General features: G+C 64.6%; 29 protein-coding genes. 21 read left to right on the forward strand and 8 right to left on the reverse strand.

The window, feature by feature from the left end:
• Window positions 1–10 precede the first annotated feature (10 nt).
• Entirely contained in the window at window positions 11–655 is a 645-nt protein-coding gene (locus tag ACEL92_RS00570; protein WP_374023746.1) for a winged helix-turn-helix transcriptional regulator, read from the reverse strand.
• A 92-nt stretch (window positions 656–747) separates the two neighbouring features.
• Between ACEL92_RS00570 and ACEL92_RS00575 the strand changes: the two genes are divergently transcribed.
• From ACEL92_RS00575 to ACEL92_RS00585, 3 genes are read left to right on the forward strand one after another with little or no spacing between them, the layout of a single operon-like run.
• A complete protein-coding gene (locus tag ACEL92_RS00575) occupies window positions 748–1,623 on the forward strand; it encodes a PIG-L deacetylase family protein (RefSeq protein WP_374023747.1) in 876 nt (291 codons plus the stop codon).
• 32 nt (window positions 1,624–1,655) lie between these two features.
• A complete protein-coding gene (locus tag ACEL92_RS00580; RefSeq protein ID WP_374023749.1) occupies window positions 1,656–3,221 on the forward strand; it encodes an MFS transporter in 1,566 nt (521 codons plus the stop codon).
• A gap of 36 nt (window positions 3,222–3,257) precedes the next feature.
• On the forward strand, window positions 3,258–3,407 hold the full coding sequence (locus ACEL92_RS00585; RefSeq protein ID WP_374023750.1) for a hypothetical protein: 150 nt from the start codon (window positions 3,258–3,260) through the stop codon (window positions 3,405–3,407).
• Between the two features lie 38 nt (window positions 3,408–3,445).
• Here ACEL92_RS00585 and ACEL92_RS00590 read toward each other — a convergent pair whose 3' ends face one another.
• Window positions 3,446–4,147 carry an HD domain-containing protein gene (locus tag ACEL92_RS00590; RefSeq protein WP_374023751.1) on the reverse strand — a complete coding sequence of 234 codons (702 nt, stop codon included), beginning with the start codon at window positions 4,145–4,147 and terminating at the stop codon, window positions 3,446–3,448.
• A gap of 164 nt (window positions 4,148–4,311) precedes the next feature.
• Here ACEL92_RS00590 and ACEL92_RS00595 point away from each other — a divergent pair, with 164 nt between their 5' ends.
• Window positions 4,312–4,965, forward strand: coding sequence for a DJ-1/PfpI family protein (locus ACEL92_RS00595; RefSeq protein ID WP_374023752.1), 654 nt, complete (start codon window positions 4,312–4,314; stop codon window positions 4,963–4,965).
• 1 nt (window position 4,966) lies between these two features.
• Window positions 4,967–5,275 carry a hypothetical protein gene (locus ACEL92_RS00600; RefSeq protein ID WP_374023753.1) on the forward strand — a complete coding sequence of 103 codons (309 nt, stop codon included), beginning with the start codon at window positions 4,967–4,969 and terminating at the stop codon, window positions 5,273–5,275.
• Window positions 5,276–5,307: 32 nt separating this feature from the next.
• Here ACEL92_RS00600 and ACEL92_RS00605 read toward each other — a convergent pair whose 3' ends face one another.
• On the reverse strand, window positions 5,308–6,309 hold the full coding sequence (locus tag ACEL92_RS00605; protein ID WP_374023754.1) for a GlxA family transcriptional regulator: 1,002 nt from the start codon (window positions 6,307–6,309) through the stop codon (window positions 5,308–5,310).
• A 387-nt stretch (window positions 6,310–6,696) separates the two neighbouring features.
• Here ACEL92_RS00605 and ACEL92_RS00610 point away from each other — a divergent pair, with 387 nt between their 5' ends.
• A complete protein-coding gene (locus ACEL92_RS00610) occupies window positions 6,697–7,266 on the forward strand; it encodes a DJ-1/PfpI family protein (RefSeq protein ID WP_374023755.1) in 570 nt (189 codons plus the stop codon).
• Between the two features lie 95 nt (window positions 7,267–7,361).
• Entirely contained in the window at window positions 7,362–8,273 is a 912-nt protein-coding gene (locus ACEL92_RS00615; protein WP_374023756.1) for a haloalkane dehalogenase, read from the forward strand.
• A gap of 24 nt (window positions 8,274–8,297) precedes the next feature.
• Here the strand turns inward: ACEL92_RS00615 and ACEL92_RS00620 are convergent, their stop codons facing one another.
• Window positions 8,298–8,942: a TetR family transcriptional regulator gene (locus ACEL92_RS00620; protein WP_374023757.1), complete on the reverse strand. Its 645-nt coding sequence runs from the start codon at window positions 8,940–8,942 to the stop codon at window positions 8,298–8,300.
• A gap of 264 nt (window positions 8,943–9,206) precedes the next feature.
• Here ACEL92_RS00620 and ACEL92_RS00625 point away from each other — a divergent pair, with 264 nt between their 5' ends.
• Together ACEL92_RS00625 and ACEL92_RS00630 are read left to right on the forward strand one after the other, a co-directional pair.
• Window positions 9,207–9,677 carry a cupin domain-containing protein gene (locus ACEL92_RS00625; protein ID WP_374023758.1) on the forward strand — a complete coding sequence of 157 codons (471 nt, stop codon included), beginning with the start codon at window positions 9,207–9,209 and terminating at the stop codon, window positions 9,675–9,677.
• Between the two features lie 195 nt (window positions 9,678–9,872).
• Window positions 9,873–10,817, forward strand: coding sequence for an NADP-dependent oxidoreductase (locus ACEL92_RS00630; protein WP_374023759.1), 945 nt, complete (start codon window positions 9,873–9,875; stop codon window positions 10,815–10,817).
• 130 nt (window positions 10,818–10,947) lie between these two features.
• Here ACEL92_RS00630 and ACEL92_RS00635 read toward each other — a convergent pair whose 3' ends face one another.
• Window positions 10,948–11,628, reverse strand: coding sequence for a TetR/AcrR family transcriptional regulator (locus tag ACEL92_RS00635; protein ID WP_374023760.1), 681 nt, complete (start codon window positions 11,626–11,628; stop codon window positions 10,948–10,950).
• Between the two features lie 42 nt (window positions 11,629–11,670).
• On the opposite strand from ACEL92_RS00635, the gene ACEL92_RS00640 reads away from it, so the two are divergent.
• Complete coding sequence (locus ACEL92_RS00640) at window positions 11,671–12,309, forward strand: O-methyltransferase (protein WP_374023761.1); 639 nt, start codon at window positions 11,671–11,673, stop codon at window positions 12,307–12,309.
• Window positions 12,310–12,348: 39 nt separating this feature from the next.
• Here the strand turns inward: ACEL92_RS00640 and ACEL92_RS00645 are convergent, their stop codons facing one another.
• Window positions 12,349–13,284: an alpha/beta hydrolase family protein gene (locus tag ACEL92_RS00645; protein WP_374023762.1), complete on the reverse strand. Its 936-nt coding sequence runs from the start codon at window positions 13,282–13,284 to the stop codon at window positions 12,349–12,351.
• 199 nt (window positions 13,285–13,483) lie between these two features.
• Here ACEL92_RS00645 and ACEL92_RS00650 point away from each other — a divergent pair, with 199 nt between their 5' ends.
• Window positions 13,484–13,999 carry a TetR/AcrR family transcriptional regulator gene (locus tag ACEL92_RS00650; RefSeq protein ID WP_374023763.1) on the forward strand — a complete coding sequence of 172 codons (516 nt, stop codon included), beginning with the start codon at window positions 13,484–13,486 and terminating at the stop codon, window positions 13,997–13,999.
• A gap of 236 nt (window positions 14,000–14,235) precedes the next feature.
• Window positions 14,236–15,249: an NAD(P)-dependent alcohol dehydrogenase gene (locus ACEL92_RS00655; protein WP_374023764.1), complete on the forward strand. Its 1,014-nt coding sequence runs from the start codon at window positions 14,236–14,238 to the stop codon at window positions 15,247–15,249.
• A 236-nt stretch (window positions 15,250–15,485) separates the two neighbouring features.
• On the opposite strand, the gene ACEL92_RS00660 is transcribed toward ACEL92_RS00655, so the two are convergent.
• Window positions 15,486–16,130, reverse strand: coding sequence for an NUDIX hydrolase N-terminal domain-containing protein (locus tag ACEL92_RS00660; protein ID WP_374023765.1), 645 nt, complete (start codon window positions 16,128–16,130; stop codon window positions 15,486–15,488).
• Between the two features lie 283 nt (window positions 16,131–16,413).
• Here ACEL92_RS00660 and ACEL92_RS00665 point away from each other — a divergent pair, with 283 nt between their 5' ends.
• Entirely contained in the window at window positions 16,414–17,001 is a 588-nt protein-coding gene (locus tag ACEL92_RS00665; RefSeq protein WP_374023766.1) for a TetR/AcrR family transcriptional regulator, read from the forward strand.
• An 11-nt stretch (window positions 17,002–17,012) separates the two neighbouring features.
• Complete coding sequence (locus ACEL92_RS00670) at window positions 17,013–17,507, forward strand: nuclear transport factor 2 family protein (protein ID WP_374023767.1); 495 nt, start codon at window positions 17,013–17,015, stop codon at window positions 17,505–17,507.
• Window positions 17,508–17,553: 46 nt separating this feature from the next.
• On the opposite strand, the gene ACEL92_RS00675 is transcribed toward ACEL92_RS00670, so the two are convergent.
• A complete protein-coding gene (locus ACEL92_RS00675; protein WP_374023768.1) occupies window positions 17,554–18,237 on the reverse strand; it encodes a class I SAM-dependent methyltransferase in 684 nt (227 codons plus the stop codon).
• Window positions 18,238–18,406: 169 nt separating this feature from the next.
• Here ACEL92_RS00675 and ACEL92_RS00680 point away from each other — a divergent pair, with 169 nt between their 5' ends.
• From ACEL92_RS00680 to ACEL92_RS00710, 7 genes are all read left to right on the forward strand, one after another.
• On the forward strand, window positions 18,407–19,330 hold the full coding sequence (locus tag ACEL92_RS00680) for an alpha/beta hydrolase fold domain-containing protein (protein WP_374023769.1): 924 nt from the start codon (window positions 18,407–18,409) through the stop codon (window positions 19,328–19,330).
• A gap of 4 nt (window positions 19,331–19,334) precedes the next feature.
• Window positions 19,335–20,780, forward strand: a complete 1,446-nt coding sequence (locus ACEL92_RS00685) for an amidase (RefSeq protein ID WP_374023770.1) — start codon at window positions 19,335–19,337, stop codon at window positions 20,778–20,780.
• Between the two features lie 75 nt (window positions 20,781–20,855).
• Window positions 20,856–22,409, forward strand: coding sequence for a GMC family oxidoreductase (locus ACEL92_RS00690; protein WP_374023771.1), 1,554 nt, complete (start codon window positions 20,856–20,858; stop codon window positions 22,407–22,409).
• Window positions 22,410–22,460: 51 nt separating this feature from the next.
• A complete protein-coding gene (locus ACEL92_RS00695) occupies window positions 22,461–23,534 on the forward strand; it encodes an aldo/keto reductase (RefSeq protein ID WP_374023772.1) in 1,074 nt (357 codons plus the stop codon).
• Window positions 23,535–23,691: 157 nt separating this feature from the next.
• Window positions 23,692–23,988: a hypothetical protein gene (locus ACEL92_RS00700; protein ID WP_374026415.1), complete on the forward strand. Its 297-nt coding sequence runs from the start codon at window positions 23,692–23,694 to the stop codon at window positions 23,986–23,988.
• 125 nt (window positions 23,989–24,113) lie between these two features.
• On the forward strand, window positions 24,114–25,115 hold the full coding sequence (locus ACEL92_RS00705; RefSeq protein ID WP_374023773.1) for a glycoside hydrolase family 6 protein: 1,002 nt from the start codon (window positions 24,114–24,116) through the stop codon (window positions 25,113–25,115).
• 113 nt (window positions 25,116–25,228) lie between these two features.
• Entirely contained in the window at window positions 25,229–26,083 is an 855-nt protein-coding gene (locus tag ACEL92_RS00710; protein WP_374023774.1) for a transglutaminase family protein, read from the forward strand.
• Window positions 26,084–26,099 lie beyond the last annotated feature (16 nt).

The raw sequence follows: 26,099 nt of genomic DNA on the forward strand, positions 1-26,099 counted from the left end.
GGTGATCGTGCTAGCCGTGCAGGGCGAAGGCGTCGCGCATGGCGTCCACGGCTTCGGCGGTGCCTTCGAAATGGATGCGGCGCAGCGCCGCTTTGCGGGCGGCGGCGTCATCGCCGAGGCGGGTATCGATGAGGTCGGCCGCGGCGGCGGTGACGGTGACATCGGGTTCGCGGTGCGCGCTGGTCAGATGCCCGTTGGCGACGGCGAAGTCGAACCGGCGGCCGTCGATGTCGATGCGATAGGTGGCGTCGAGTTGGGCGGCCGCGACCGGATCAAAGGCCAGCAGCAGCCCTGCCAGGAACCCGTTGAGCGGCGTGATAGCGCTGCTGTCGGTGGGATCGAGCTTGTCCAGGCCGAACCGGGCGACGGCCCGCACGATGGGCAGCACGCGCTCCCAGGCCGTGTCGGTGAGGGTGTACACGGTGCGCCCGATCGGGGCGGGTAGGTCGGTGCGATCGATCAGGCCGGCTTCTTGAAGTTCCTTGAGTCGTTGCGCCAGCAGATTGGTGGCGATACCGGGAAGTTCGGCTCGCAAGTCGCTGTAGCGGCGGGGACCACCGACGAGTTCGCGCACGATGAGCAGGGTCCACCGCTCGCCGATGACGTCGAGGCCGCGCGCGATGGGGCAGTTTTGGTTGTAGACCCTGGTCTTCACCACACCAGCCTACCGAGCGCAGACATGATATTCCATCGCTCCGTTGATTTGTTTGTTCATATGGTTTGCGGCTCTGAAAGGTGGCTGACGAGATGAACGAGCACGCCTCGCCGCGGCGCACTCCGGTGCTGATGGCCGTCCACGCCCATCCCGACGACGAATCCAGCCAAACCGGGGGCACGCTGGCCCGCTACGCCGCAACCGGATGGCGCACCGTCCTGATCACCTGCACCGACGGCAGCCAAGGCGACGACGCGAAGGGGGCCAAACCCGGTCATCCCGGCCACGACCCACGCCGCGTCGCCGCGCACCGCTCACGCGAACTGGACGCCGCTGCGGCCACCCTGGGCATTGGCGATCTCATCATGCTCGGCTACCCCGACTCCGGAATCCCCGGCGAGGCCGACCCTCTGCCGCCACCGGAGGCGTTCAGCCGCCGCCCACTGCCGACCATGGTGCGCGAACTCGCCGGGCTGCTCCGCGCGCACCGACCGGACGTCCTGCTCACCTACCCGCCCAACGGATTTTCCGGACACCCCGACCACATCCGCACCCACGACCTGGTCAGCGCCGCCCTACGGACACTGTCAGCCACTCCGGCGTTCCCGGCCCCCCAGCTGCATTACATCGCGCTGTCCCGGAGTCGACTGGCCTCGCTGACCCGCGCCGCGCGCGCCGCGCTGGGCCCCGACGTCTGGCTGCCACCCGAGGAGATGGCCGTCGACGACGCGGACATCACCACCGCCATCGACATCACCGCCTATTGGGAGACCAAACTCGCCGCCCTCGCCGCCCACGCCAGCCAATCCGACGCCGCCGCCCTCCTGCGGTCGTTCACCGCCGCCGGCCAGCACGACAGCGCAACGCACGTCGAGGAGTACGTCCGCGCCGGGCGCCCGACCGGTCCCGGCAGTACCCCCGAACCGGGATTCCGCATTCGCAACCATGGCCGCCCGATCGATGGTTGAGTTATTTGTCTTCACACTTTACTATCACGTTCATGAAGACACGCAGCCCCCTTTTCCCGAATCACCGCCTCGCCGCGCTGGCGGTGATTTGTCTGAGCGTCTTCGTGATCAACGTCGATGCCACCATCGTCAACGTCGCGCTGCCCACGTTGTCGAGCCAGCTGCACGCCACCACCGCGCAGCTGCAATGGATCGTTGACGCCTACACCCTGGTCATGGCCGGGCTGCTGCTGTCGGTGGGCAGCCTCAGCGACCGCTACGGCCGGTTGGGCTGGCTCAACGCCGGGCTCGTGCTGTTCGCGATCACTTCGGCTGTTGCCGCGCAGGCCAATTCGGCGGATCAACTAATCGCCGCCCGCGCCGCGATGGGCGTCGGCGCGGCGGTGATCTTTCCCACCACGCTGGGTTTGATCACCAACATTTTCACCGACCCGGTGGCGCGGGCCAAGGCGATCGGGCTGTGGGCGGCCATGGTGGGCGTCGGTGTCGCGGTCGGACCAATCACCGGCGGTTGGCTGCTCGAACACTTCTGGCGCGGGTCGATCTTCATCGTCAACATTCCGATCGCCGTACTGGCCATCGTCGGTGGCATCCTGTTCGTGCCCGCCTCCCGCGACCCGAACGCCCCACGCGTTGACGTCCCCGGATTGCTGCTGTCCGCGATCGGCATCACCGCCCTGGTCTACACCGTCATCGAAGCCCCCAGCTGGGGCTGGACCAACATCCGCACCATCAGCGGTTTCGCGATCGCCGCCGCCGTCCTGGCCGTATTCGCCCTCTGGGAACGCCGCAGCACTCACCCCATGCTCGATGTCTCGGTGTTCTACAACCGCCGCTTCTCCGGGGGCAGCCTGGCCGTGACGGCGAGTTTCCTCGCCCTGTTCGGCTTCATCTTCGTCGTCACCCAGTACTTTCAATTCGTCAAGGGCTACACCGCATTTCAGAGCGGCGCCCGCCTCATTCCGGTGGCCATCTCGATCGCGCTGGCCAGCATCGTGGGACCCCGACTCGTCGAGAAAATCGGCACCACCGCCCTGGCCGCAGGCGGACTCGCGATATTCGCCGCCGGACTGGCATGGGCGTCGACGGTCAACGCCTCGACCGACTATCCCGTCATGGCCATGCAGATGCTGCTCCTGGGCGGCGGTCTGGGCTTGACGATCGCCCCAGCCACCGAGGCCATCATGGGGTCACTGTCGATCGAGAAGGCCAGCATCGGCTCCGCGATCAACGACACCACCCGCGAGTTCGGCGGCACCCTCGGCGTGGCCATCTCAGGCAGCGTCTTCGCCTCGATCTACAGCGCCCGCGTCGGCTCTGCGGCGAGCCTGGCCGCACTCCCGGCCGACCTGCGCACGGCCATCGGGAAGTCGATGGCCGTGGCGCACAGCGTCGTGGGCCAGATGCCGGCGGCACGCATCGCCGAGGTACGCGCGGCGGTCAACGGCGCCTTCCTCGACGGTTACCGCGTAGCCACCCTGGTGTGCGCCGTCATCGCCATCGCGGCCGCCGTCCTCGTCGCCTGGCTGCTGCCGTCCTGGGCCGAGCAGCCCGACCCCGAGGCCGACGCCGCGGAGCCCGCGGGCGTCTCGTCATGAATCGCCAACCCGCGCCACCGCGGCGTCGATCCCCGCGTGCGGGGCCGCGTCTTCAACGAGAAGCTCGCCGCGATCATCGAGATTGCGGTGGCGGACCACGACGGGACCGCCCCGCTCGTCGGTTTGGATGATCGCGTCACCGATACGGTGCAGAGACTCACCGGCTCGCCTCCCCGTTTTCGCTGAGTTTGGCGCGAACCCTGGTCCACCAACCAACCGGCCGCTTACAGCTGGGCTGGTTTGTCCGGGTGCGCAATAGAGTGTGCGGGTGAATCACCCCAGCCGGAGCCGGCCACCAAGTCCGTGAATTTGGTAGCGGGGGCGTTGTTGACCACCTCGTGAACATGCGCGGGGAATGAAAAGGCCGGAGCCTTCAGCGGGTTGGCTCGGATGTCGCGACCGATCGCTTCGGCGATGGCGTAACCCAGATTGTGGCGTGGCCATGCGGCGTGGACGCGGTCAGCGAAACCGGCAGGCAGCAGTTCTTTCTGCGCACCAACGACGTCCAGGTCGATTCCGCTGTGGCAGACGGCGTGTTCGGTGCCGAACCGGTGTCCTAAGCCGACGCTGGTGTGCAGCGAAATTGCTTGCCACACAACCGTTACACGGTCGTCGGGGAAGCCGTGCTCCCGCAGGAAACGTGCCGCCGCATCTGCGCCGTCGACTTCGAATCGCTGATCTCCCTGTCCGTAGGGAGTGATGCCGAGGTCGTGCAAGATCGAGGCGAGGAACACCGCCTCCTCGTCGTAGTCGATCCCGCCACGCAGCCCCCGAGCGGCCGCGAGTTCGCGTCCGAACAGATAGCCTCGGACGCAGTGATTGTGCAGGAAGGCCGGCGAGACGTCCTCGGCGAGCGCGAAAGCTGCTGCGCAGATTGTGGAGTCGGGAAGGCTCCACTGAGCGACGGCCGGGTTCTGGATACCCATGTCACCACAGTGCCTAGCCGCTCTGTCTTCCGCCAGTGGCTCGATGGACAAGCACCGCCGGGATCTCGACAGCTGTCGGCATTCGTCACCGGATGGCGATATTCCAGCGATAAGTGCCCATCTGGCTACTGGGACAGACACCGTGATCGATCCAAGATGGCCATGTGCACGCCCAAATTCTGTTGTTCGACGGCTTCGATCCGCTCGATGTGATAGCGCCCTTTGAAGTGTTGGCATTCGGCGGCCGCCTCCTCGGTGGAGAACTGACCGTCGAGTTGGTTTCTGCTGAAGGTCCACGCGAGGTCGTCAGCGGCAACCTCGGCCTTACGCTCAAGGCCACCGGCCAACTCGATCCTGCCAAGCCGGGCTACATCGTGGTCCCGGGTGCCGTGGGACCCCTGGAGGGCGATCCCGACGAGGTGGACACCATCCCGGTTCTGTTGGCCAGGTTCGGGGAGACCGCCGCGGTCCCGTTGATCCGAAAGGCGTTGGCCACTCCTGACATCACCATCGCGACGGTCTGCGGTGGATCGTTGGCGTTGGCGATGGCCGGCTTGATCGACGGTCGCCGCGCCAACACCCACCATCTCGGAGTGGACGTGCTCGAGGCCACCGGGGCCGTGCCGATCGCGGCCCGCGTGGTGGACGACGGGAACCTGGTCTCGGCCGGAGGGGTGACCTCGGGTCTGGATCTGGCGCTGTACCTCCTGCGGCGCAGTTACGGGCCGCAGGTCACTTTGGCGGTGGAAGCCATGTTCGCCTTCGAGAGCCGCGGCACCGTGTGGGCCAACACCGGCCGGGTCCCTCAGGCGGTATGAGATGAGCATCGTCGGTGATTGGGATGTCAGCATCAAGACACCGGTCGGGACACTGCAGATCGTCTACAGCTTCGACCTCGACGACGGTGTCCTGACCGGTCGCGCCGCCGGCAAGCATGAAACGGTGCCCTGCATTGACATTGACGTGAGCGAGGAGGCAACCGGTCAGCGCGTTCGGTGGCGACAGAGCGTCACTAAGCCGATGAAACTCAAACTGGACTTCGATGTCCTCGTCGAGGGTGATCGCCTCACTGGTAATTCTCGTGCGGGCCGCTTACCGCGGTCGACTGTCATCGGCACCCGCCGATGACCGGCAGTGTCGTCTAGCTCCGCGTCGGCCAACTAGGCCGTCGCCAGAGCACGCCTCGGCATGCGGCGTTCCTCTTCAAAGGCCCGCTCGCGGAACGAGTTTCGGTAGGTCTGGGGCGCGACGCCGCTCAACCTGCGGAATTGCTCACGGAAGTTGGCCGCCGAGGTGAACCCTACGTCGCGGCCGATCCGCTCGACGCTGTGCGACGTCCGTTCGAGTAGTTCTTGGGCATGACGGATGCGCACTCCGGTGACCCATTGCATCGGTGTCTGGCCCGTCTCCGTTTGAAAGCGACGGTTGAGTGTGCGGATACTAATCGCGGCGTACGCCGCGATATCGGCCAAGGTCAACTGTTGGTGGGCGTTCTGCTCGATCCAGGCGAGCACCCCGTTCAAGTAGGTCTTCTCGCCAATCACACTGGCAGGAAGCTGATTTCGCACGATGAACTGCGCCTGACCACCGCTGCGGTGTAGTGGCGCCACCGCGAGTTTGGCGGCGTTCGCGGCAGTAGTCGCCCCGTAGTCGCGCTGCACCATGTGAAGGCAGAGGTCCATCCCGGCCGACGCCCCCGCCGAAGTCAGTATTCGCCCTTGATCGACGTAGAGGACGTCGGGATCGAGTTCGACGGCGGGAAACGCGGTGCGGAAGAGATCCGCCGCCGCCCAGTGTGTGGTTGCGCGTTTACCGTCGAGCAGGCCCGCGTCGGCCAGAATGAACGCGCCCGTGCAGATCGAGGCGATGGTGGTGCCGGCAGCGTATGCGGCGCGCAACGCAGCGACGACCGTCGCTGGAGTTTCCGTCTCGACACTCTGGCGGCCGGGCACGATGATGGTGTCGGCGTCTGCCAGTGCCTCAAGCCCATGGTCAGTGGCGATGCGCAGAAGGCCGGCCGACACCACCGGTTCGGTGCCACATACCTGGACGCGGTAGCCGTTCGCACCGTCGGCCAGTCGAACCCTTGCGAAAATCTCGACGGGAATGCTCAAGTCGAACGCGACGACGTCGGGAACGGCCAAGACCGCAACTCTGCGCATGGGGACATCGTAACCGCGGAGGTGGCAAGATTTACCTGCACCGCTTGTATGGTGCCAGAAGGGGCTCGCCGCGTCTGTGATGCTGCGTCGCCTGGGGTACACGCCCGTGACCAGCGTCATGGCGTCACCCTAGGCTGCCACCGGTCCGGCGGTGAGTGGCGTCATGGACGCATTCCGCCGGGTTTTTGCCATGCAGCAATCACTGTCGTTCGGGGGCAATATCTCGGCGGGCATTGGCCATTGAGCCGCTGTCGTCCACTGCGAGCGGCCATTACTGTCAAGTTGCTTCCACTCTGAAGGGATTTCGATGCCCGCCACTCCACACTCATTCGGTTGCACCGCATGACTGCGGTTACGCCCCAGACAAATTGGCGGCCAAGCGTAGCGATGATCCCGTTTCCAGGTCTCACGATGTTGGACCTCATCGGACCCTACGAAACCCTCCGCCAACACACTGATGTGCATCTGCTCGGGTCCACCACCGACGAGTTCCTCTCGGACAGCGGTGCGCCGTTCCGCGCAACTGAAATGCTCTCTGAAGCAGCCGATTACTACGACGTCGTCTTCGTCCCGGGCGGCAACGGAACGGCAGATGCCATGCGCGATCCGCAGATCATCGACTTCCTCGCCACCCAGGGGCCCCGGGCGCGCTACGTCACGTCGGTCTGCACGGGCTCGCTGGTGCTGGGAGCAGCGGGACTGCTGGATGGGTACCGGGCGACGACGCACTGGTCGATGCTGGATGCACTGCCCTTCTTCGGGGCGATACCTGCCGAGGAACGCGTCGTGATAGACCGCAACCGCATAACCGGGGGTGGCGTTACAGCCGGAATCGACTTCGGCTTGCTGCTCCTTGCCGAACTATTCGACGAAGCCACAGCACGCTACGCGCAACTGCTTCTGGAGTACGACCCTGCTCCGCCGTTCGACGGTGGATCGCCGCGGACTGCAACCTAGGACACCATTAACAACATTAAGGAGTACGTCGCAGAGCTGATGGCCTCATGCGAAGAGCTTCTCGCACAGCGCGACAGCCAGAGAGGCATTGCCTGATGCCCGGAGCCACGCCGTACGGCCAGCTGCGGTACAAACAGATCTACGGCAAGCGAATGGCATACATCGACGAGGGTTACGGCGACGCCATCGTATTTCAGCACGGCAACCCGAGTTCGTCATACCTGTGGCGCAACGTGATGCCGCACGTGGAAGGGCTTGGCCGACTTGTCGCGTGCGATCTGATCGGGATGGGTGGCTCGGACAAGCTGGATCGTTCGGGACCCGACAGCTACCACTACCACGAAAACCGCGACTACTTGTTCGCATTATGGGATGCGCTCGATCTCGGTGACCGGATGACACTCGTGCTCCACGACTGGGGTGGCGCTTTGGGGTTCGACTGGGCCAACCAAAATCGCGACCGGGTCGCCGGCATCGTGCACATGGAGACTGTCTCGGTGCCGATGGAGTGGGACGACTTTCCCGAAGAGGTCGCGCACATGTTCAGGGCCTTCCGCTCGCCGCAAGGCGAGGCGATGGTCCTGGAGAACAACGTCTTCATCGAGGGGGTCTTACCGTCCATCGTGATGCGCAATCTCAGCGAGGAGGAGATGGACCACTACCGTCAGCCCTTCCTCAATCCTGGCGAGGATCGACGGCCCACGCTGTCGTGGCCGCGCGATGTCCCGCTCGCCGGTGAACCCGCAGCGGTGGTCGATGTCATCGAGGACTTCAACTCATGGTTGGCCGCAAGCGAGGTCCCGAAGTTGTTCGTCCGCGCTGACCCCGGAGTGATCCAGGGCAAGCAACGCATCCTCGACATCGTGCGCGGCTGGCCGAATCAGACCGAAATCACTGTGCCTGGAACGCATTTCCTCCAGGAAGACAGCGCAGACGAGATCGGCAAGGCCATCGCGTCGTTCGTGCGGACGATCCGACCGGACGACGGCACATCTCGCCATCGGTAGATCAGAACCCCCACCCTGTGCCCGCTAGGACGATGCCACCTTCGCCGAAGTGTTTCCTTCGTTTCGCCGCGTCTTGCTGGACGCCCTCACGCGGCGAGTGGGCATCGCTCTGGCGGGCGCGACGGCGGCGAGCATAGACATGACGGTCTGGGTGACTGCTGATAGATCCGCGGCGTTGTCGGCTAGCCACCGCTTGTAGGCCACTCGGAACACGTCTACTCCCACCCTCGTCACGAGTTCAGCGGTACCAGGGTCGACTTCGCGTTGTTGCAGTGCCTGATTGAGACCGTCTGCTAGCCGTTGCTGCTTGATCAGCTCGCGCTCCAGCAAGCCCGGTGTCGATGCGATCATCGCTTCGCGACGGCGAATGGTTTCACGTGAGCCAAGGGATTCCCAGTCGAACTCCGCTAAGACTTGCGTCACTGCCAGAAGCGGCTCTGTGAGATCCTCCGTCTCGAGGAGGCGTTCAACGAGCGTCGCATGGATCGAATCTGCGTCGACGAACAATACTTCTTGCTTGTCTGAGAAGTACCGAAAGAAGGTTCTGGTTGTCACGCGCGCACGCGCGGCGATCTGCACGGCGCTCGTGTTGTCGAACCCTTGCTCTTCGAAAAGCTCCATGGCCGCTTGCTGCAGCCGCTCTTTGCTGCCCTGCTGCCATCGAGGCATGACGCAATACTAACCGGCCTGATGACGCGGCCTGACAACGCAGAGGCTGGTGCTGAAGTGGTGTCGGGGGAGGATGCGCCACGTCGCTATCGTCCGCTATGTCACGGCGCGACATTACGTGTAGGATGATGTCATGGCGAGACAACACCGGGTACTCAGGCGGCATGTGTGATGGGCGGCGGAACGAAAAGCGGTGAGGCTTTTGAGAACCGGGCTGGCGAGGCGCCGGCGTACTGGTATCGCGGCGGGCTGTGGAATGTGTTGATGTCTGCTGATGCAACGTTGGGTGAGTTCACCCTGCTCGATCAGATCATTCCGTCGGGGTTGGGGCCTCCGGCGCACGTGCACGAACGTCAGGCCGAGGGCTTCTACATCATCTCCGGGGAAATGGAATTGGTGATCGGCGGTGGTGACTACGGGGAGGAACGGGTCATGCGGGCCCAGGCGGGTTCTGCGGTGTGGGTGCCGAAGTCGACCAGGCATGCGTTTCGGGTGGTCTCCGATGAGGACGCTCGGGTGCTGAACTTCTACACTCCGGGCGGGTTTGACGATCATCTGGCCTTCTACGGTCAGGAAGCCACCGCACAAACCCTTCCGCCCGCGCAAGTGGCTAACCAGTTGGACCGTGAGCGTCAGGATACCTCCGCGGAACAGCGTGAGGCTTACCTCCAACGGTTGGCCGACATCGCCGAAGGGACCTGGGACTTCTCCATCGTCGACCCCTACCAGCACTAGCCAACATTCTCGGTGCTGCGCGGTTGACCGACACGCACGCGAGGCGACGGAGCGAACCGGGAGTGCCTACGCTGCTGGGGTTTTCGTAGCGATGGTGAGAAAGGATAATATGAACAACAGCAATGAGTTTCAGCGGACCACTGCACAGGAGCGAGCGAGCAGTCGCTTCGGCTTCAATACGGGGTGGGCATCCCGGTGAAACGCATTCAGTATCACCAGTACGGCGGACCCGAGGTGATGCGGCTGGAGGATTTCCGGCCTGCGCGCCCGGGCCGCGGCGAGGTGCTCGTTCAGGTGCGCGCGGCCGCAGCTAACCCCCTTGACTGGAAAGTCCGCAACGGTGAAATGCGGCTAATAACCGGCCGTACGTTTCCGCGCGGGCTGGGCTACGACTTTGCCGGCGTGGTAGCCGCGGTGGGTGAGCGCGTCAGTCGGCTTCGCGTCGGTGACGAGGTGCTCGGCGGAGCGGCGATGAAGGCCAGCGGCGCGTTCGCCGAGATGGTCGTGGCCGCTGAGAAGGGCCTGGTGAAAAAGCCGGCGGGTTTGTCCTTCGAGCAAGCAGCCGCGATCCCTATGGTCGGCGTCACGGCATTGCAGGCGCTGATGGAGAACGGAAAGATGCAACCCGGGGCGGCTGTGTTCGTGCACGGCTGCCTAGGTGGGGTTGGACGAACCGCTGTCCAGCTCGCCGCCGTACGTGGCGCAAGTGTGGTCGCAGGCAGCTGCCGTACCAGCTCGATGGGCGATGCACGCGCGCTCGGCGTAGACCCTGTCGTCGAGTTCGACTCCGTGCCCAGTTCTTTGAACAAGCGGTTCGACATCGTGTTTGACACCGTGGGCAGTCTGCCGCCGGCTACCGCACGGATGCTCCTCAACCGCGGCGGCCGCGTCATCGACATCGTCCCCAGCCCGATGAAATTCCTCAGGAGCATGGTCCCGCGCAGCCACTATCGAGTGCAGTTCACCCAACCTTCGCTCAGCGACCTCGAAGAAATCGCTGACGCCTGTGCCCAAGGCGCGCTGCGGATTCCGGTGGCCCAAACCGTGCCTCTCGCCGAGGCGATCTCCGCACTCATTCGACTCGAATGCCACCACACACCCAAAGGCGGCAAACTCATCATCACGATGAACGGGCAGTGAACCTTGTCCTGCTCGGATGGGCAAGTCTGCGCGTCCGCAGGGCGAACCACCAACACAACCAGCCGGGCCTGAGTTGAGCGTGCGGACGTGACAAGCCATGGCCGGGTATTAGAAACGGCGGCCGTGGGGATTACCTGCGATTCTTCGCATATGGTGCCGGGGCAGTGTGCTTCTCCGGTGGACATGCTTCTCGCGTTGTTTGAAGATGGCACAGCGCGAGGACGTCTTCGACGACGGCGTCGATGAAGGTGTCATCGACCGGTTCGCCCGTCACGATCACCCGATAGTGAATCGGCCCGACGAGCCTTTCCGCCAGCGAGGCGACATCGGTGTCCGGCGATAGTTCAGCGCGAGAGATCGCGCGTACGAAGGGCTTTCGGTCTCGAACCTGCTGATCGTTGAGGTAGCGGGTCCGAAATGCATCGGCAAGCTGTCGATCGTGTTGCGCTTGACCCACGAGTGCGCGGTACACGGCGCCGGCGTCGTCGACCGTGAGGAATCGCGCCGTGGAACGCAGATGCGCGCGCAGATCGGTCTCCAGACTGCCGGTGTCGGGCGGTTCGAGATCCGCGGCCGCGTCTTCGAGGAAGGCGTCCATCAAGACGTCCGTCTTGGAGTTCCACCAGCGGTAGACGGTCTGCTTTGCGACCCCCGCCGCCCTGGCGATCCCTTCGACGGTCACCCCTGCGAAGCCCTTCTCCACGAGTAAGTCGTCGGCGGCACGAAGAACGGCCTCGCGCGCGGCCTCGCTGCGCCCATGCCGGTTGCCGCGATGCGGTTGCGAATCTGCCACAGTCTCACTTAACACCATCGCGGTCTAGACTAGACGCAACGCACCGTCTACTCTAGAGCTATGACCGCAACCTTGAACCAACCGCAATACTCATCGATCATCAATCGCCTATTCGCTGATGCGCAGCTGGATGGCGAACGGCGACAGGGCATCTCGCCCAGTGACTACGCGATAGACGAACGGGCGGACGCATTCCAAGACTGTTACCTCGCCGTGGCCCCCGACTCGGGCCGACTGCTCTACAGCCTCGTCCGGGCGATCAAGCCGACGACGATCGTCGAATACGGCATGTCGTACGGGATCTCGACGCTGCACCTGGCCGCCGGCGTACGCGACAACGGGACCGGGCACATCATCACCACCGAGATGAGCTCTCACAAATTGGCGGCGGCCCGCGCAACATTCGCCGAGGCCGGTGTTTCCGACCTGATCACCGTCCTCGAAGGCGACGCGCGCCAGACCCTCAAGACCGTGGACTGGCCAGTGCAGTTCGTGCTCCTCGACGGGTGGCCGGACCTCGATTTGGAGGTGGTGAAGATCCTCGAACCCGTGTTGGCGCCTGGCGCGCTCATCGTCGGTGACAACGTCAACCTGGATCCGAATCGGGCCTACCTCAACTACATTCATGCCCCCGAGAACGGCTACGTCAGTACTTCGCTACCCCTTGACAAGGGCCTAGAGCTAGCCGTCCGCGGTTAGGCTGGACGCCGGATGATCGGTCGACGGTGGGAGAATCGTCTACTTTGAGTCGACCCTTGCCAGGTGCTGTTGGGTGCCGGCGAGTCTTTGTCGTTCGGAAGGCCATGCGCTGGCGTCAATGCCGAGTGCGGTGCGCAGCCAGGCCACCGTGGCGTGCTGGACGATTGCGACGCGCTCTGGGCTCTCGTCGGTGGTCCGGGTGTCGTTATAACCCTGGATACCGCCGAGGCCGTGCTCTCCGCCCGCCAGCACAAGCAGGTCGCTTGCGCCTGGGCTGAGCCGGTAGCCGTCGACAAACCAATCCGGACCGCGCGTGCTGAGGGGCGAGTGGTCGTGGTCGCCTGCAACCACCAAGCTCGGGGTCGTCAGATTCGTGAAGTCAGGATTCATAAAAGGGAAGTACTCGGTGGCCAATGGGGTCAGAGCAGTGTCCCCAGTTCCGGGCAAGCAGAGCAGGAGCGCGGCCTTCACCCGTGGGTCGGCCATGCTTTGCCGCGGCGCCCGGTCGCCTTCGACGACGCGCGCGCCGGCCAGCATGCTGGCGGTCTGCGCTCCCCATGAATGTCCGGCGGCTGCCACGAGCCCGGGGTCAATGCGCCCGCTCAGGCCGGGCACTGCCGCTTCGACCCGGTCGAGTTGGTCGAGGATGTGGGTGAGGTCCTGGACCCGGATCCGCCAGATGTCACGGGCGCGCACGTCATCTGGGGCAAGGCCTAGAGAGTCGAGATGGGTTGGCTGTATCACGACGAACCCACGAGAGGCCCAGAATTCGCTCAAAGGGACGTAATCGTCCATCGTCAGGGTCATGCCATGGGAGAAGACGATGACCGGCAGTCCTCGGCCGCGCGCGGGCGCGGATACGCGTACCTGCAGGTCGTGGCCGCGGCCCGGCGCTGCCAGGCTCACCGGCCGAACTGAGACGACCGGCGTCGTTCGATCGATGTCGTTGTCGGCGGTCGAGAGAGTTGCGCTCATGGTCATACCTCTTCTGAGTCACTCGGTGAGGTGGAGGACGGCGATCTAAGATAGAACCGGAACGCCGCTCCGTTAGCGTAGCGGAACAACGCTCCGCTTTCAACGTTGATCGAGGAGGACAAGGGTGACGCCTCCGGTTCGGGGCGCCCAGGCACGCCCAGCCAAGCGCGCCGACGCGCGCCGCAACGAACAGGCGCTTTTGGATGCCGCCGCCGCGGTATTCGTGCGCGCCGGGGTCGACGCTCCCGTGCGTGAGATCGCGGCGGAGGCCGGCGTCGGGATGGGCACCATCTATCGGCACTTTCCCACCCGCGCCGATCTCGTCGTCGCGGTCTTTCGCCATCAACTCGATGCGCTGTCCTCGCTCGAGACGATCGTCCCGGCGCCCGACGAGAACCCGTTTGCAGCGTTGCGGTCGTGGGTTCACAGGTTCGCCGACTTCCTGGTCACCAAACACGGCTTGGCCCGGGCGTTGCGCTCAGACCAAGCCGGCTTCGACACTTTGCATGCCGAATTCCTCGAACGCCTGTTGCCGGTGTGCGATCGATTGCTGAAAGCTGCTGCGGCAAGCGGTCTTCCGCGCGGGGATGTCCGGCCGCTCGACTTCCTTCACGGCGTCGGCAACCTCTGCATCGGCGTTGAAGCCGATCCCGAGTATGACGTTCACGGTATGATCGATCTGTTCGTCGCGGGCCTGGCGCAACCCCCTAACTGACCAGTAGGCGGAGCGCATCGCGTACGGTTCTTAGGGTCTGCCATGAAGCTGAGAAACGCATCCCCATCTTCACGAGAAGCTGGAAAACCTGCTGGTAAAGCAGTTGCCGTGCGGGCGCGAGCCAACCCCGACTTCGTCAACAGATCCGCGGCGGACGCCAGGACGAGCTGGCCGGGTACAACCAGCACCAACACAAACTCGCACTGCGCTGACCCGCGACAGGAAGGAGCGTCACGATGCGCGTTTACCGGTTCGACAACTCACGCGGCCTCGACGGTCTCGAGATACATGATGAGCCCGTACCCTCGCCGCAGCGCGGCGAACTGTTACTCAAGGTTCACGCCGTTTCACTGAACTACCGCGACGTGGCAATTCCGCTGGGCCGCTATGTGCGGCAAAGCAAGTCCGGGCTCGTGCCGTGCAGCGACGCCGCTGCCGAGGTCGTCGAGATTGGTGAAGGCGTCGACGACTACCGCCCGGGGGATCGCGTGATAGGCATCTTTCAGCCGCGGTGGTTCGGCGGCCCCTTACCCGCTACGGCGGACTCTGATAGCTACGGCAGCGGGCAGGATGGCTGGCTCGCGGAATACAAAGTGGTATCACGGGAATCGGTCGTGCCAATTCCGCCCGCGTTGTCCGACGAACAAGCAGCCACGCTGCCATGCGCTGGCGTCACAGCGTGGAATGCGCTGGGCGGCCCTGCGCCAATCCGAGCCGGCCAAACCGTGTTGACACTCGGTTCCGGCGGAGTGTCTGTCTTCGGCCTGCAACTAGCCAAAGCACTCGGCGCTCGTGTGATCGCCACGACATCGAGCAACCAGAAGGCGCAGACGCTGGCAACATTGGGTGCCGACGATGTCATCAACTACCGCGACCACCCGCAGTGGGGTGAGCGGGTGCGGGCCCTGACCGATGGCCGAGGCGTCGATCGAGTCATCGAAGTCGGCGGCCCTGCCACAATCGATCAGTCTCTGCGGGCGGTCGCGATCGGCGGGGAGGTGACGCTGATCGGTTTCCTCAGCGAGGCCAACCCCGGAATCGACTACTTCCTTCTCAAAGGCGCGGGCGCGATCACCCGTTCCATCACTGTCGGGGACCGAACCGACACCCAGGAACTGGTGCGTGCCGTCAGCACCAATCAAATTCAACCGGTGATCGACACCGTCTTCGACTTCGACGATGCCGCAGCGGCGTTCGACCATTTGGCCAAGAGTAAACAGCTCGGCAAGCTTGTCATTCGCGTCAACTGAATGGCGTCGTAAGCCCTTACAGCGATGCGGCGCGACTGCGACGACTCTTTTCACCGCTTCAGCGGGTGCCTCTGTTTCGTCGACACCCGGTGTCCCATTGGACATGAAGATGAGATCGCACGGCGTTCGGGATCTTCCGAGCGGCCGAGTGAACCGAGCGCGAGTCTTGGGAGCAATTTGTGTCGCTCGCTCGATTCAGGTCGTCCGGGCTCGCTTGTGTACGAGCTGGTGCTGGATCAATCAAACAGAGTCGGTAGAGCGGGGTTGAGCCAATGCGTGTGCACGAGGGCGATATCCTCCTCGAGCACCGTCGGCGACAACGGGGGGAGAGCGTCGACCGCAAACCAGCCGATTGCGATCGTCTCGGTGACGTCAGGTGTTACTCGGTATTGTTCACGACAGAGGAAAAACATCTGATGGACGTGGAAGAGCGAAGGATGTTGTTGGCGGTCACGATCGCGGACGGCAACAAGTTTCTCGACACCGACGACCATCCCCGCTTCTTCTCGCACCTCCTTCGCGACAGCTTGCGCCGGACTGTGCAGGACGTCGCACCAACCCCCGGGCAGCGCCCAGCACTCGTCGGCTCTTTCCTGCACGAGTAGCACTTCGCCGCTGGAGTTGAAGATTGCGCCGCGCACGGCAACTTTAGGCGTCATGTGACCGCTGTCCCCTACGGCAAACTGATGCAACTCCCGAAGCCCGCAGTCACTTACCAAACCCAGCAGCTCTTCGGCGCAGCGACGCACCTCCTCGTACCGCTGACGGTCAAATGGGTCGTGGGCGTATGCCAATCCGTTCTGCGCGACCGCAAGGAGGCTCAAAGCGCGACTTCGGATTACAGCGGATTCGTCTGATTGATCCAACGAAGACGGAAACACGGTGGCCAGTCTGCACTATCGGGTTGCGGCGTCAACCTCACAAATCCTGTCGCTCTTGCTTGCCGAAGGTGCGGGACGTGCGCGACACGATCGCGGCAATGGTCAACAGACGACCACCCGATGGCCGACATCCGATCCCGGTGCGCTGTGGATTGAGCTTGCCGGGAGCGGCTGGCGTTGGCTGGTACCGAACGAGATGCCCGTCATCGCCTGGCCCGAAGCCGAGACCAATCGGTCTCCGCGATCGTAAGATATCGGTAGTTATGCTATAAATGTCCTTGTCATGAGATATCCGGCAGACCAAAAAGTGAAGGCGCGCGCCGCGCTGCTGGAGGCGGGCACGCGGTCGATGAAGGTCGCCGGCTTCAACGGGATCGGAGTGGACGGGCTTGCTGCCGCGGCGGACGTAACCTCCGGAGCGTTCTATTCGAACTTCGCCAACAAGGAAGCGATGCTCGAGGCGATCATCGAGGCCGCGGTCGGCGAGCCCTTCGTTTCCGACACGGAGTCCGGCAGCAAGACCGAGCGCCGTTCGAAGCTCAAGAGCTTTCTCGCGGAGTACCTCAGCTCCTACCACGTGGAGAACCCGGGCGACGGATGTGTGATGCCGACCCTGAGCGCCGACGTGGCGCGGGCGGGAGTGTCCACTCGGGAGGCGTACGAACACAAGATCAGCGCGCTGGCGGAGCGGGTGGCTGGGGTGCTCGACGGCGCCGATAGCGAGCGCCGGGCGTGGAGCATCGTCGCGCTGATGGTGGGGGCGGTGTCGATCTCGCGCGCGATGGCTGACCCCGCCACGCAGGCGGAGGTCCTCGACGCCGCGAGCGAGACCGCGGACAGGCTCCTTTCACCCGGCAAGCGACGCCGATGAGTGGAGGCGGCATGCGGACATCGAGCGCTTGGAAAGCCGCCCTTGCGGGCTCGGGTATCGCCATGACCATGGTTTGCGTTGTGCCGGTGCGTTATTCGAACGCCGCGCCGGACGATGAAGCTGCGGCAACACTGCAGCAGCGGGCCATCGTCGGCGCCTTCGCGACCGCAGTCGTGCATGACGACCGTGTGGGGATCGCCGAACACGCCACCCCCGACATCGTGTGGACCATCCCCGGCTCCAGCGTGGTGTCCGGCCGGGCGACCGGAATCGACGACGTCACCAGGCTTGCCGACACGTTCGCCCAGTACGGACTGCACATCTCGCCGCAGGGGCTGGCTTTCGGCCGTGACACGGTCGCGGTCACGTTGCACGACACCGGTGAGCACAATGGCAAGCGGCTCGAACAGGACGTGGTCAACGTGCTAACCATCCGTGGCGACAGGATTTCTGAAGTTACCGCGCATCTAACCGACATCGGGTCGTTCGACGCGTACTTCTCCTAATGGACGTGCGGCGCGAGCTGGCCCCGCGCCGCGGAGCCAGAGGCGATCAAGCTGGTTTATGCGCCGAGAGCAGGTAGGCGGGGAAGACCAACCTCCCCTTTTTGTCGGTGGCCAGCTGCGGCATCGGCACCACCTCATCGTCGCCACGCACCTGTCCGGCCAGCGCGTGAATGGATGCGGGCTCGATCCCGTCGACGGACCAGTACTTCGCCACGGCGGAGCGCAACTCATCCTCGGTGACCGCATTGATCGGCACCGTGAAATCCTCAGGGAAAGCACCGTGTGCGAAGACAAGGACAAAGAAGGACGCTCCGGGACCGGCGGCGCGGTACATCGCTCGGAGATAAGCATCACGGCTCTCGACCGGCAGGGAATGAAACAGTGTGCTATCCAACAGCGTTGAGAAACGGTCGTCGAATCCGGACAGAGACGTGATGTCGGCGCACAGAAACGTTGCGTTGACGATGCCGCGGGATTTCGCCGTTGCCGTGGCCGTGTCGATCGCCGCCCGGCTCAGGTCCACCCCGACCACGGTGTGACCCTTGGCGGCCAGCGTCAACGATAATTCCGCGTGCCCGCAGCCGGCGTCCAGGACATCGCCGTGGAGGCGTCCTTCGTTGATCAGCCGCATGAAAGCAGGTTGCGGCTCGCCGATGTTCCATGGGGGTGGTCCTACGAAGATGCCTTCCTCGCGGTAGGCGCCATCCCAGTCGATCAATTCGATAGCCATACACGGATATACGCGCGCATACGCGCGCATGGTTCAAACCATTCATCGACGTGGCCGCCGTGCTTTCGCGCGGCCCATCACTCCAAGGGCGCAACTGACCAGACTCGACATGGAATAGCGATCGTTATATTGTGGGCGTTATCCTATGGGTCGGATGAAAGGAACATTCATGACAAGCGAGCAGCCGTTCGAGTTGGCCGGGTTCTTCGCGGAGGTCGGCAGGCGGACCTCGAATCCCAACTTCGAGCTGGAGACCATCCGCGACATCGCCGAGAACATCCACCTGGCGACGAAGGAGCCCGAAGGGGTCACCTATGCCGAGGTGGACGCCGGTGGCGTCGAGGCCTTGTGGTGCATTCCCGTCGACAGTGACCCGGAATCGGTTCTGCTGCATACGCATATGGGCGGCAGCGTGCTGATGTCGATGCACTCCGACCGGAAAGCGGCCGCCCACATCGCCAAAGCGGCCGGCGCGCGGTCGCTGGTGTTGAACTTCCGGCGATCCCCGGAGCACAAATACCCTGCTCAGGTCGAGGACGTCGAGACCGCCTACCGCTGGCTGCTCGATCAGGGCTACCGGCCCGACAAGATTGGTAGCGTGGGCCACTCGATCGGTGGCTACCTTGCCGTCGAACTTGCGCTGCGGCTGCGGGACCGCGGCGAGGCGCTGCCCGGCGCCGTGCTGTCCATTTCGCCGTGGACCGACGCCACGCTCTCGGGTGAATCGATCGAAACCAATGCCGAGCGGGACAAGTTGCTCACCCGGGGGTTGCTCGAGCTGTTCCGGTCGTGCTGGCTCGACGGAACGGGCGTGGAATTCACCGACCCGCGGGTGCACCTGCTCGGGGCCGACCTGTCGGGGTTACCCCCCATCGCGGTGTACTACGGCGAGTACGAACTGCTCGCATCGGACGCCGAGGCCTTCTCCCAGAAGGCAAGGCAGGCGGGCAATGACATCGTCGTCCGACGCGTCGACCAGGGACAGCACTCTTTCATCATGGGGGCGGGCCGTGTCGACGAGGTCGACCGCGCGATCGCCGAAATGGGTAACTGGCTGAGCTCTGCGCTCGGAATTCACAGAGCGGTGGCCTAACGCCGTGCAACCGTTCGAACTTACCTTGGCCGCGGCCGCACAGCAGATCAGGGCCAAGGCCCTGTCGCCCGTCGAGCTGACCGGGTCCGTGCTGGCCCGCATAGACACGGTCAATCCATGGATCAATGCGTTCAGCAACGTCACCGCCGAACTGGCGGTCGAGGCGGCGTCGCTGGCGGAGCGCGAGATCGCGGCTGGCCGATACCGCGGGCCCCTGCACGGAATCCCGATCGGGGTGAAGGAAATTTACGACATGGCCGGCGTGCCGAGCACCTCCAGCTCGCGCGTCCGGGCCGACTACATCCCGGAGCATGACAGCGCCGTCGTCGCGAAGCTGCGAGGGGCCGGTGCGGTTGTCGTGGGCCGCACCCACTCTCACGAATTCGCCTACGGCGTCGTCACTCCCCAGACACGCAACCCCTGGCGTACTGATCGCATCGCAGGTGGGTCCAGCGGCGGATCGGCCGCGGCCGTGGCCGTGGGGGCCTGCTTCCTCGGTCTGGGCAGCGACACCGCGGGCTCGATTCGCATTCCCGCCGCGCTGTGCGGGACGGTGGGCTTGAAGCCAACCTATGGGCGGGTGTCTCGCACGGGTGTGACGCCGTTTTCGTGGTCGCTGGATCACGCCGGCCCGCTCACGCGCACCGTCGAGGATGCGGCACTGGCGATGAACGTGATGGCCGGGTACGACCCGGGCGACCGAGGTTCGGTCGACATCCCCGTGCCGGACTTTTCGGCCGGCCTGGGGCGCGACGTGGCCGGGACGACCGCCGGCATCCCGGTGAACTTGTTCACCGAGCGCGTCGACGCCGAGGTGAGGACGGCGGTCGACGCGGCTTGCGCTCGGCTCGCGGACCTGGGGGTGCGGCTGCGAGAAGTCCGGCTGCCCTTGGCCGACGAGATGATGGCCACCGAATTCGCGATCTTGCAGCCCGAGGCCGCCAGTTACCACCGGCAGATGTTGCGCGAACACGGCGACCTCTACACCGACGACGTGCGCCAGGCATTACAGGCCGGCGAGTCGATCCCGGCGACGGAGTACCTTGCCGCGCAGCGCAAACGAGCCCTCATCCGCCGACAGTGGCGCGAGGTCTTTGACGACATCGACGTCCTGATCGCCCCGACGGTGCCAATCGCGGCCATGGACGCCGGCAAGCCGCGGGTGACGTGGCCGGACGGAGTCACCGAGGGGCCGGTGGAGGCCTACATCCGGTTCTGCGCACCGGCGAACCTCACCGGCCTGCCCGCGCTGTCAGTGCCGTGCGGGTTCACCCGCATGGGTCTGCCCGTCGGACTGCAGATCGTCGGCCGTCCCTTCGACGAGGCGACGGTGCTCCGCGTCGGTCATGCCTACCAATCGGCCGTCAATCTGCGTTCTTGGCCGCCGCGCATCGATGCGGAGCAATTGTCCAGCAACGGACAGCCACGCCCTTCTTCGCTCCGAGTGTGATTGAACCGCAGGCCCTTTCCGTCCGTAGAGCTAGGTATAAAGCAATATACCTAGCCGACGAATCAGGAGGCTTCTGTGGCTACAGTATTGGAGCCGAGGTACGACATCATCGTGTGCGGTGCTGGGTCGTCAGGGTCGGTGGTCGCGAGCCGGTTGGCCGAGAACCCCGACATCAGGGTCTTACTCTTGGAGGCCGGCGGCAGTGACGACCTTCCCAGTGTGACCGACGCGAGCCAATGGCCGGCTAACCTTGGCAGCGAACGGGATTGGGGATTCACCTCCGAGCCCGATCCGCGGCTTCATGGCCGCGCGATCGCGTTTTCGATGGGCAAAGTGCTCGGCGGCGGGTCCAGCATCAACCTGATGATCTGGGCGCGAGGTCACCGAAGCGACTGGGACCACTACGCTTCCGAATCCGGCGAGCCGGCCTGGGGATACGAGCCAACCCTCGACCTCTATCAACGCATCGAGGACTGGCACGGCAGCGGCGAGCCACTCCATCGGGGCAGGGGCGGGTCGGTGTTCGTGCAACCGGCACCCGGCGCGCACGCGCTCGCCGCCGCGACGGTGGTGGCGGCGCGGGCCATCGGAATTCCCACCTATCAAAGCCCCAACGGCCGGCTGATGGAGGAGACCCGCGGCGCCGCGATCGCCGATCTGCGCTGGCGCGACGGAAAACGCCTCTCGGTGTTTCGCACCTACGCCGACCCGCATCAGCAGCAGCCGAACCTCACCGTGGTCCCGCACGCACTTGTCACCCGGGTGATCTTCGAAGGCAACCGCGCCGTCGGTGTCGAGGTCGTCCACGGCGGCACGGTGCATCGGGTAGCCGCCGACGCTGAAGTCGTCCTATCGCTTGGCGCCATTCACACACCAAAGGTGTTGATGCAATCAGGCATCGGAGACGAAGCCGAATTGCGTCGGGTAGGCATCACCGTTCGGCAGCACCTGCCCGGGGTCGGATCCAACCTTCAGGACCACTTCGGGTTCGACTGCGTGTGGGAGTTTCCCGAGAACATCCAGGGCAGCACTCAGGTGGGTGCGGCATTGTTCTGGGACTCCGGAGCTGCCGGTGTCGACGGACCCGACTTGTTCGCGTGCTTGGGGCCATTCCCGAAAGCCACTCCGGAGAATGCCGCGAAATACGGACTGCCGCAAAATAGTTGGGTCCTGTTCGGCTCACCCACGCACCCCCGCAGCCGGGGCCGCATTCGGTTGTCGGGCCCCGACCCGGCCGACCCCCTGCTCATCGAAGCCAACGCGCTATCGGACCCCCACGACCTCAAGACCGCCATCTCCTGCGTCGAAACCCTGCGCGAGATCGGCAACTCCGCCGAGCTCCGACCGTTCGTCGCACGCGAGGTCATGCCGGGCAACCTGACCGGCGCCGAGTTGGAGACCTATCTGCGCGACGCCGTCACCACCTATTGGCATGAATGCGGTACCGCGAAGATGGGCCGCGACACCATGTCGGTGGTCGACGGACGACTCAAGGTCTATGGCATCGACGGCCTGCGGGTCGCCGACGCATCCATCATGCCCCGCATCGCCACCGCCAACACCATGGCTCCCTGCGTCGTCATCGGCGAGCGCACCGCCCAATTCATCGCTGCCGACCATGGCATTTAGTCGGCACATGACGGAGACGACAAGTGAAACTAAAGGAGGGGATGACGGCCGATGGCAGAGCCGCCCGACGATACACCGTCCATAGCGGGTTCGGCGCGAGTGCGCCTGGGTCACTCCGAGCTGACGGTGCGGCCTATTGGGCTCGGATGTATGGGCATGTCGCAGTTTTACGGTGCGACCGACGATGCCGAATCAATCGCCACGCTGCGCGCAGCAGTGGACACGGGCGTGGAGTTCTTCGATACATCGGACATCTACGGCGCAGCCGACGTCGGTTCGCGGGCAACCATCCGCGGCTTCGGTCACAACGAATACTTGATTGGCAACGCTATTGGCGGACGCAGGAACAAGGTCGTGCTTGCGACGAAATTTGGTGCTCGATTGAACGAGGACCACTCGCGGGTGATCTTCGATGGCCGTCCCGAGTACGTCAAATCCGCCTGCGAGGGGAGTCTGCGCAGACTCGGCGTCGAGACAATTGACCTTTACTACTACCATCGCCTCGACCCGAAGGTGCCGATCGAAGACACGGTCGGGGCAATGGCCCAGCTGGTGCAGGCTGGAAAGGTACGCAGTGTGGGGCTCAGTGAAGTATCGGCCGAGCTGATCCGCCGAGCCCACGCGGTTCACCCCATCGCGGCACTGCAAAGCGAGTACTCGCTGTGGGAGCGACGGCTTGAATTCGGGATCACCAACACATGCCGCGAACTGGGGATCACGTTGGTGCCTTTTAGTCCCTTGGGCCGGTCCGCGTTGACCGGAGCGCTCACGCCTAATAGCAAGTTCGCGCCGACGGACTTTCGGACGACGAACCCTCGGTTCTCCGCCACCAACCTGGCCACTAATCTCCGACCGGTAGAAGCGCTGAAGCGGCTCTCCATGGAAAAAGGCTGTACACCGGGGCAATTGGCCCTGGCATGGCTTCTGGCGCAACCGCTCGACGTCGTTCCCATCCCGGGCACCAAACGCAAGGACTATGTTCGGGAGAATCTCGCGGCAACCAACATTGCCATCAGCGCTGACGAAGTCGCCTACCTCTCTGAGGTTTTCTCGCCGGGGTCCATTATCGGCGACCGTTACGGCCCAGCACACACAGCTGGTGTCGAGGGACCGCGGGAAGGTTGATCCTGGAGCTTGCTGGCAGTGGCGGCCGGCGGGGACACACCGGTGCTCGTCCGGCGGGGTTGCCGAGGCTGCGTCGTTGCGTCGGACGTCAAACGGCTGCCGAGCCTAATGTGCTGGCGTTACGCTCTGTCAATCGGTGAACAGATTCGAGTTGGTCATGGGACATCTTCAGCGCTCAATCAGTGGGTTCGTTGCGGCCGTCGCATTGCTGACGGCCGTCGGCAGCTTCGCCGGCTTACCGACTGCGGCTGCCGATCCGATCTGCGGGACGCCGGGAACGCCGCCGTGCGCGGGACCCGGCCCATTGACCCCAGAACAGCAGTGCGCTCTGATCGCATGGCGAACCATGACGCCGTGCAACTGGCTGGGGATGCAAGTGCCCGCAGGCACACCGGGGAGTTGGGATAACCCGCCCGCGCCGCCGCCACCCCCTCCTGCGCCGCCGCCGCAGTGATCAAGCGTCAGGGCGGCACCGGAGAGCCGCGCTTTGGCGCGAGAGATAGCCAGTTCCTGGTGAGCGCGTCTACGTGCCCGGACATGGATTCGCGCTCAAAGCCCTGAAGCACTAGTTTTCCTGACGTGATGTCCTCAGCTGCTCATGCCCTCGCGCGGTGGACCATTTCCTTTCTGACCATCGCGGCTGTTGCATGGATAGGTGTGTCCGCCGTCCCTTTGCAAGGCACCGCCCCGGCGGTGCGATTAACCAGCGATGGCAACCCGTTGGCCGGTGCGCCGTTCTACGTCAATCCCAATTCGGCGGCCATGCGCGCCGCGCAGAGCGCTGACCCGCCGAGTGCCGAGCTGACGGCGATCGCCAACACGCCGCAGGCCTACTGGATCGTCCCCGGGGGTTCGGCGGCCACCGTCGGCAAGTACGTCGGCGATGCGAACGCTGCGGGCGCGATCCCGGTGTTGACGATCTACGGCATCCCGCACCGCGACTGTGGCAGCTTCGCCGCGGGCGGCATGGGGTCGGGCGCGGACTACCGAGGCTGGATCGATGGCATCGCATCTGGCATCGGGGCCTCGCGGGTGGCGATCATCGTCGAACCCGACGCGCTTGCCATGGCCGACTGCCTGTCGGGGGACCAGCGCCAGGAGCGCTACGACTTGGTCCGGTATGCCGTCGACACGCTGACCCGGGACCCGGCCGCGGCCGTCTACGTCGACGCGGGGCACTTGCGCTGGCATAGCGCCGAGGACATGGCGGGCAGGCTCAACCAGGCCGGTGTGGGTCATGCGCGCGGTTTCAGCGTCAACACGGCCAACTTCTTCACCACCGAGGACGAAATCGGCTACGGGGAAGCGATTTCGGGCCTCACGAACGGGTCGCACTACGTGGTCGACACTTCCCGCAACGGGGCCGGACCGGCGCCCGACTCCGGACTCAACTGGTGCAACCCGGGCGGCCGCGCGCTGGGCACCCCGCCGACCACGGCGACCGCCGGCGCGCACGCCGACGCCTACCTGTGGATCAAACGGCCCGGTGAATCCGACGGCACATGTGACAAGGGCGATCCGCCTGCGGGCACCTTCGTCAGCCAGTACGCTATCGATCTCGCACATCGGGCGGGCCAGTAGTCGAGGCGTTCTGCCGGCGAGCGCCGAACGCATTCGTGCGGTAAGAACGTGCGTACACGAAAGCCCTGCCAAGCAACGAGCGGGATTCGACCGTTCGACGAGTAGGCTTGAGTATGCCCGCATGGAGACACCGCAGCGCGACAGCCGAGAGCAGGACGACCGAGGCCGGCCGTAGCGTCGGCGTGGAAATCGAAGTCGAGGTCACCGAGCCGGCGATGCTGGACTTCCAGGTCGCGGTCAGCCAGCAGCCGGGCATCGAGGTGAAAGAAGCCCTCACCATCAAGCGAAACGGCAAGGCGCTGGAACCGCGAGAGGTGATCGGCCCGCATCAATCGCGCATCCACGTCGTGGCCGCGGACGAAGGAACGGTCACCCTGTCCTACTCTGCGACAGTCACCGGGCGGGCGGATCCCGCGCCGGTGAACGACATCGACGCCATCACGTATCTACGCCCGAGCAGATACGCCGAAGCCGACAAGTTCTTCGGTTTCGCCGCAACGGAATTCGAGCAGTACGCCACGTCGGCGACGTTGCTGGAAAAGGTCTCGTCTTGGGTCGGCACCCGGCTCAGCTATGTCCCGGGATCCAGCGATCCTATCGACGGGGCCACCGACACATTGCTCGCGGGCGCTGGTGTCTGCCGCGACTATGCCCATCTGGTCATCGCGTTGCTGCGCGCGGTCAATGTCCCGGCGCGACTGGTCGCGGTGTACGCGCCCGGGTGCCATCCGATGGATTTTCACGCCGTGGCCGAGGCATTGATCGATGGGGTGTGGCGCGTCGTCGACGCGACCTGCCTGGCGCCTCGACAGTCGATGGTGCGGATCGCCACGGGCCGGGATGCCGCCGACACAGCGTTTCTCGACAACCATGGGGGCGCCATCACCGTGCAGAACATGACCGTCACCGCGGTCGTTGACGGTGAGCTGCCCAGAGACTCGGTCGAGCAACTCGTCAGTCTCGGGTAGCGGTTGGTAGCCGCCG

The sequence above is a fragment of the Mycobacterium hainanense genome, assembly GCF_041890355.1.
In the GTDB taxonomy this organism is placed as follows: domain Bacteria; phylum Actinomycetota; class Actinomycetes; order Mycobacteriales; family Mycobacteriaceae; genus Mycobacterium; species Mycobacterium hainanense.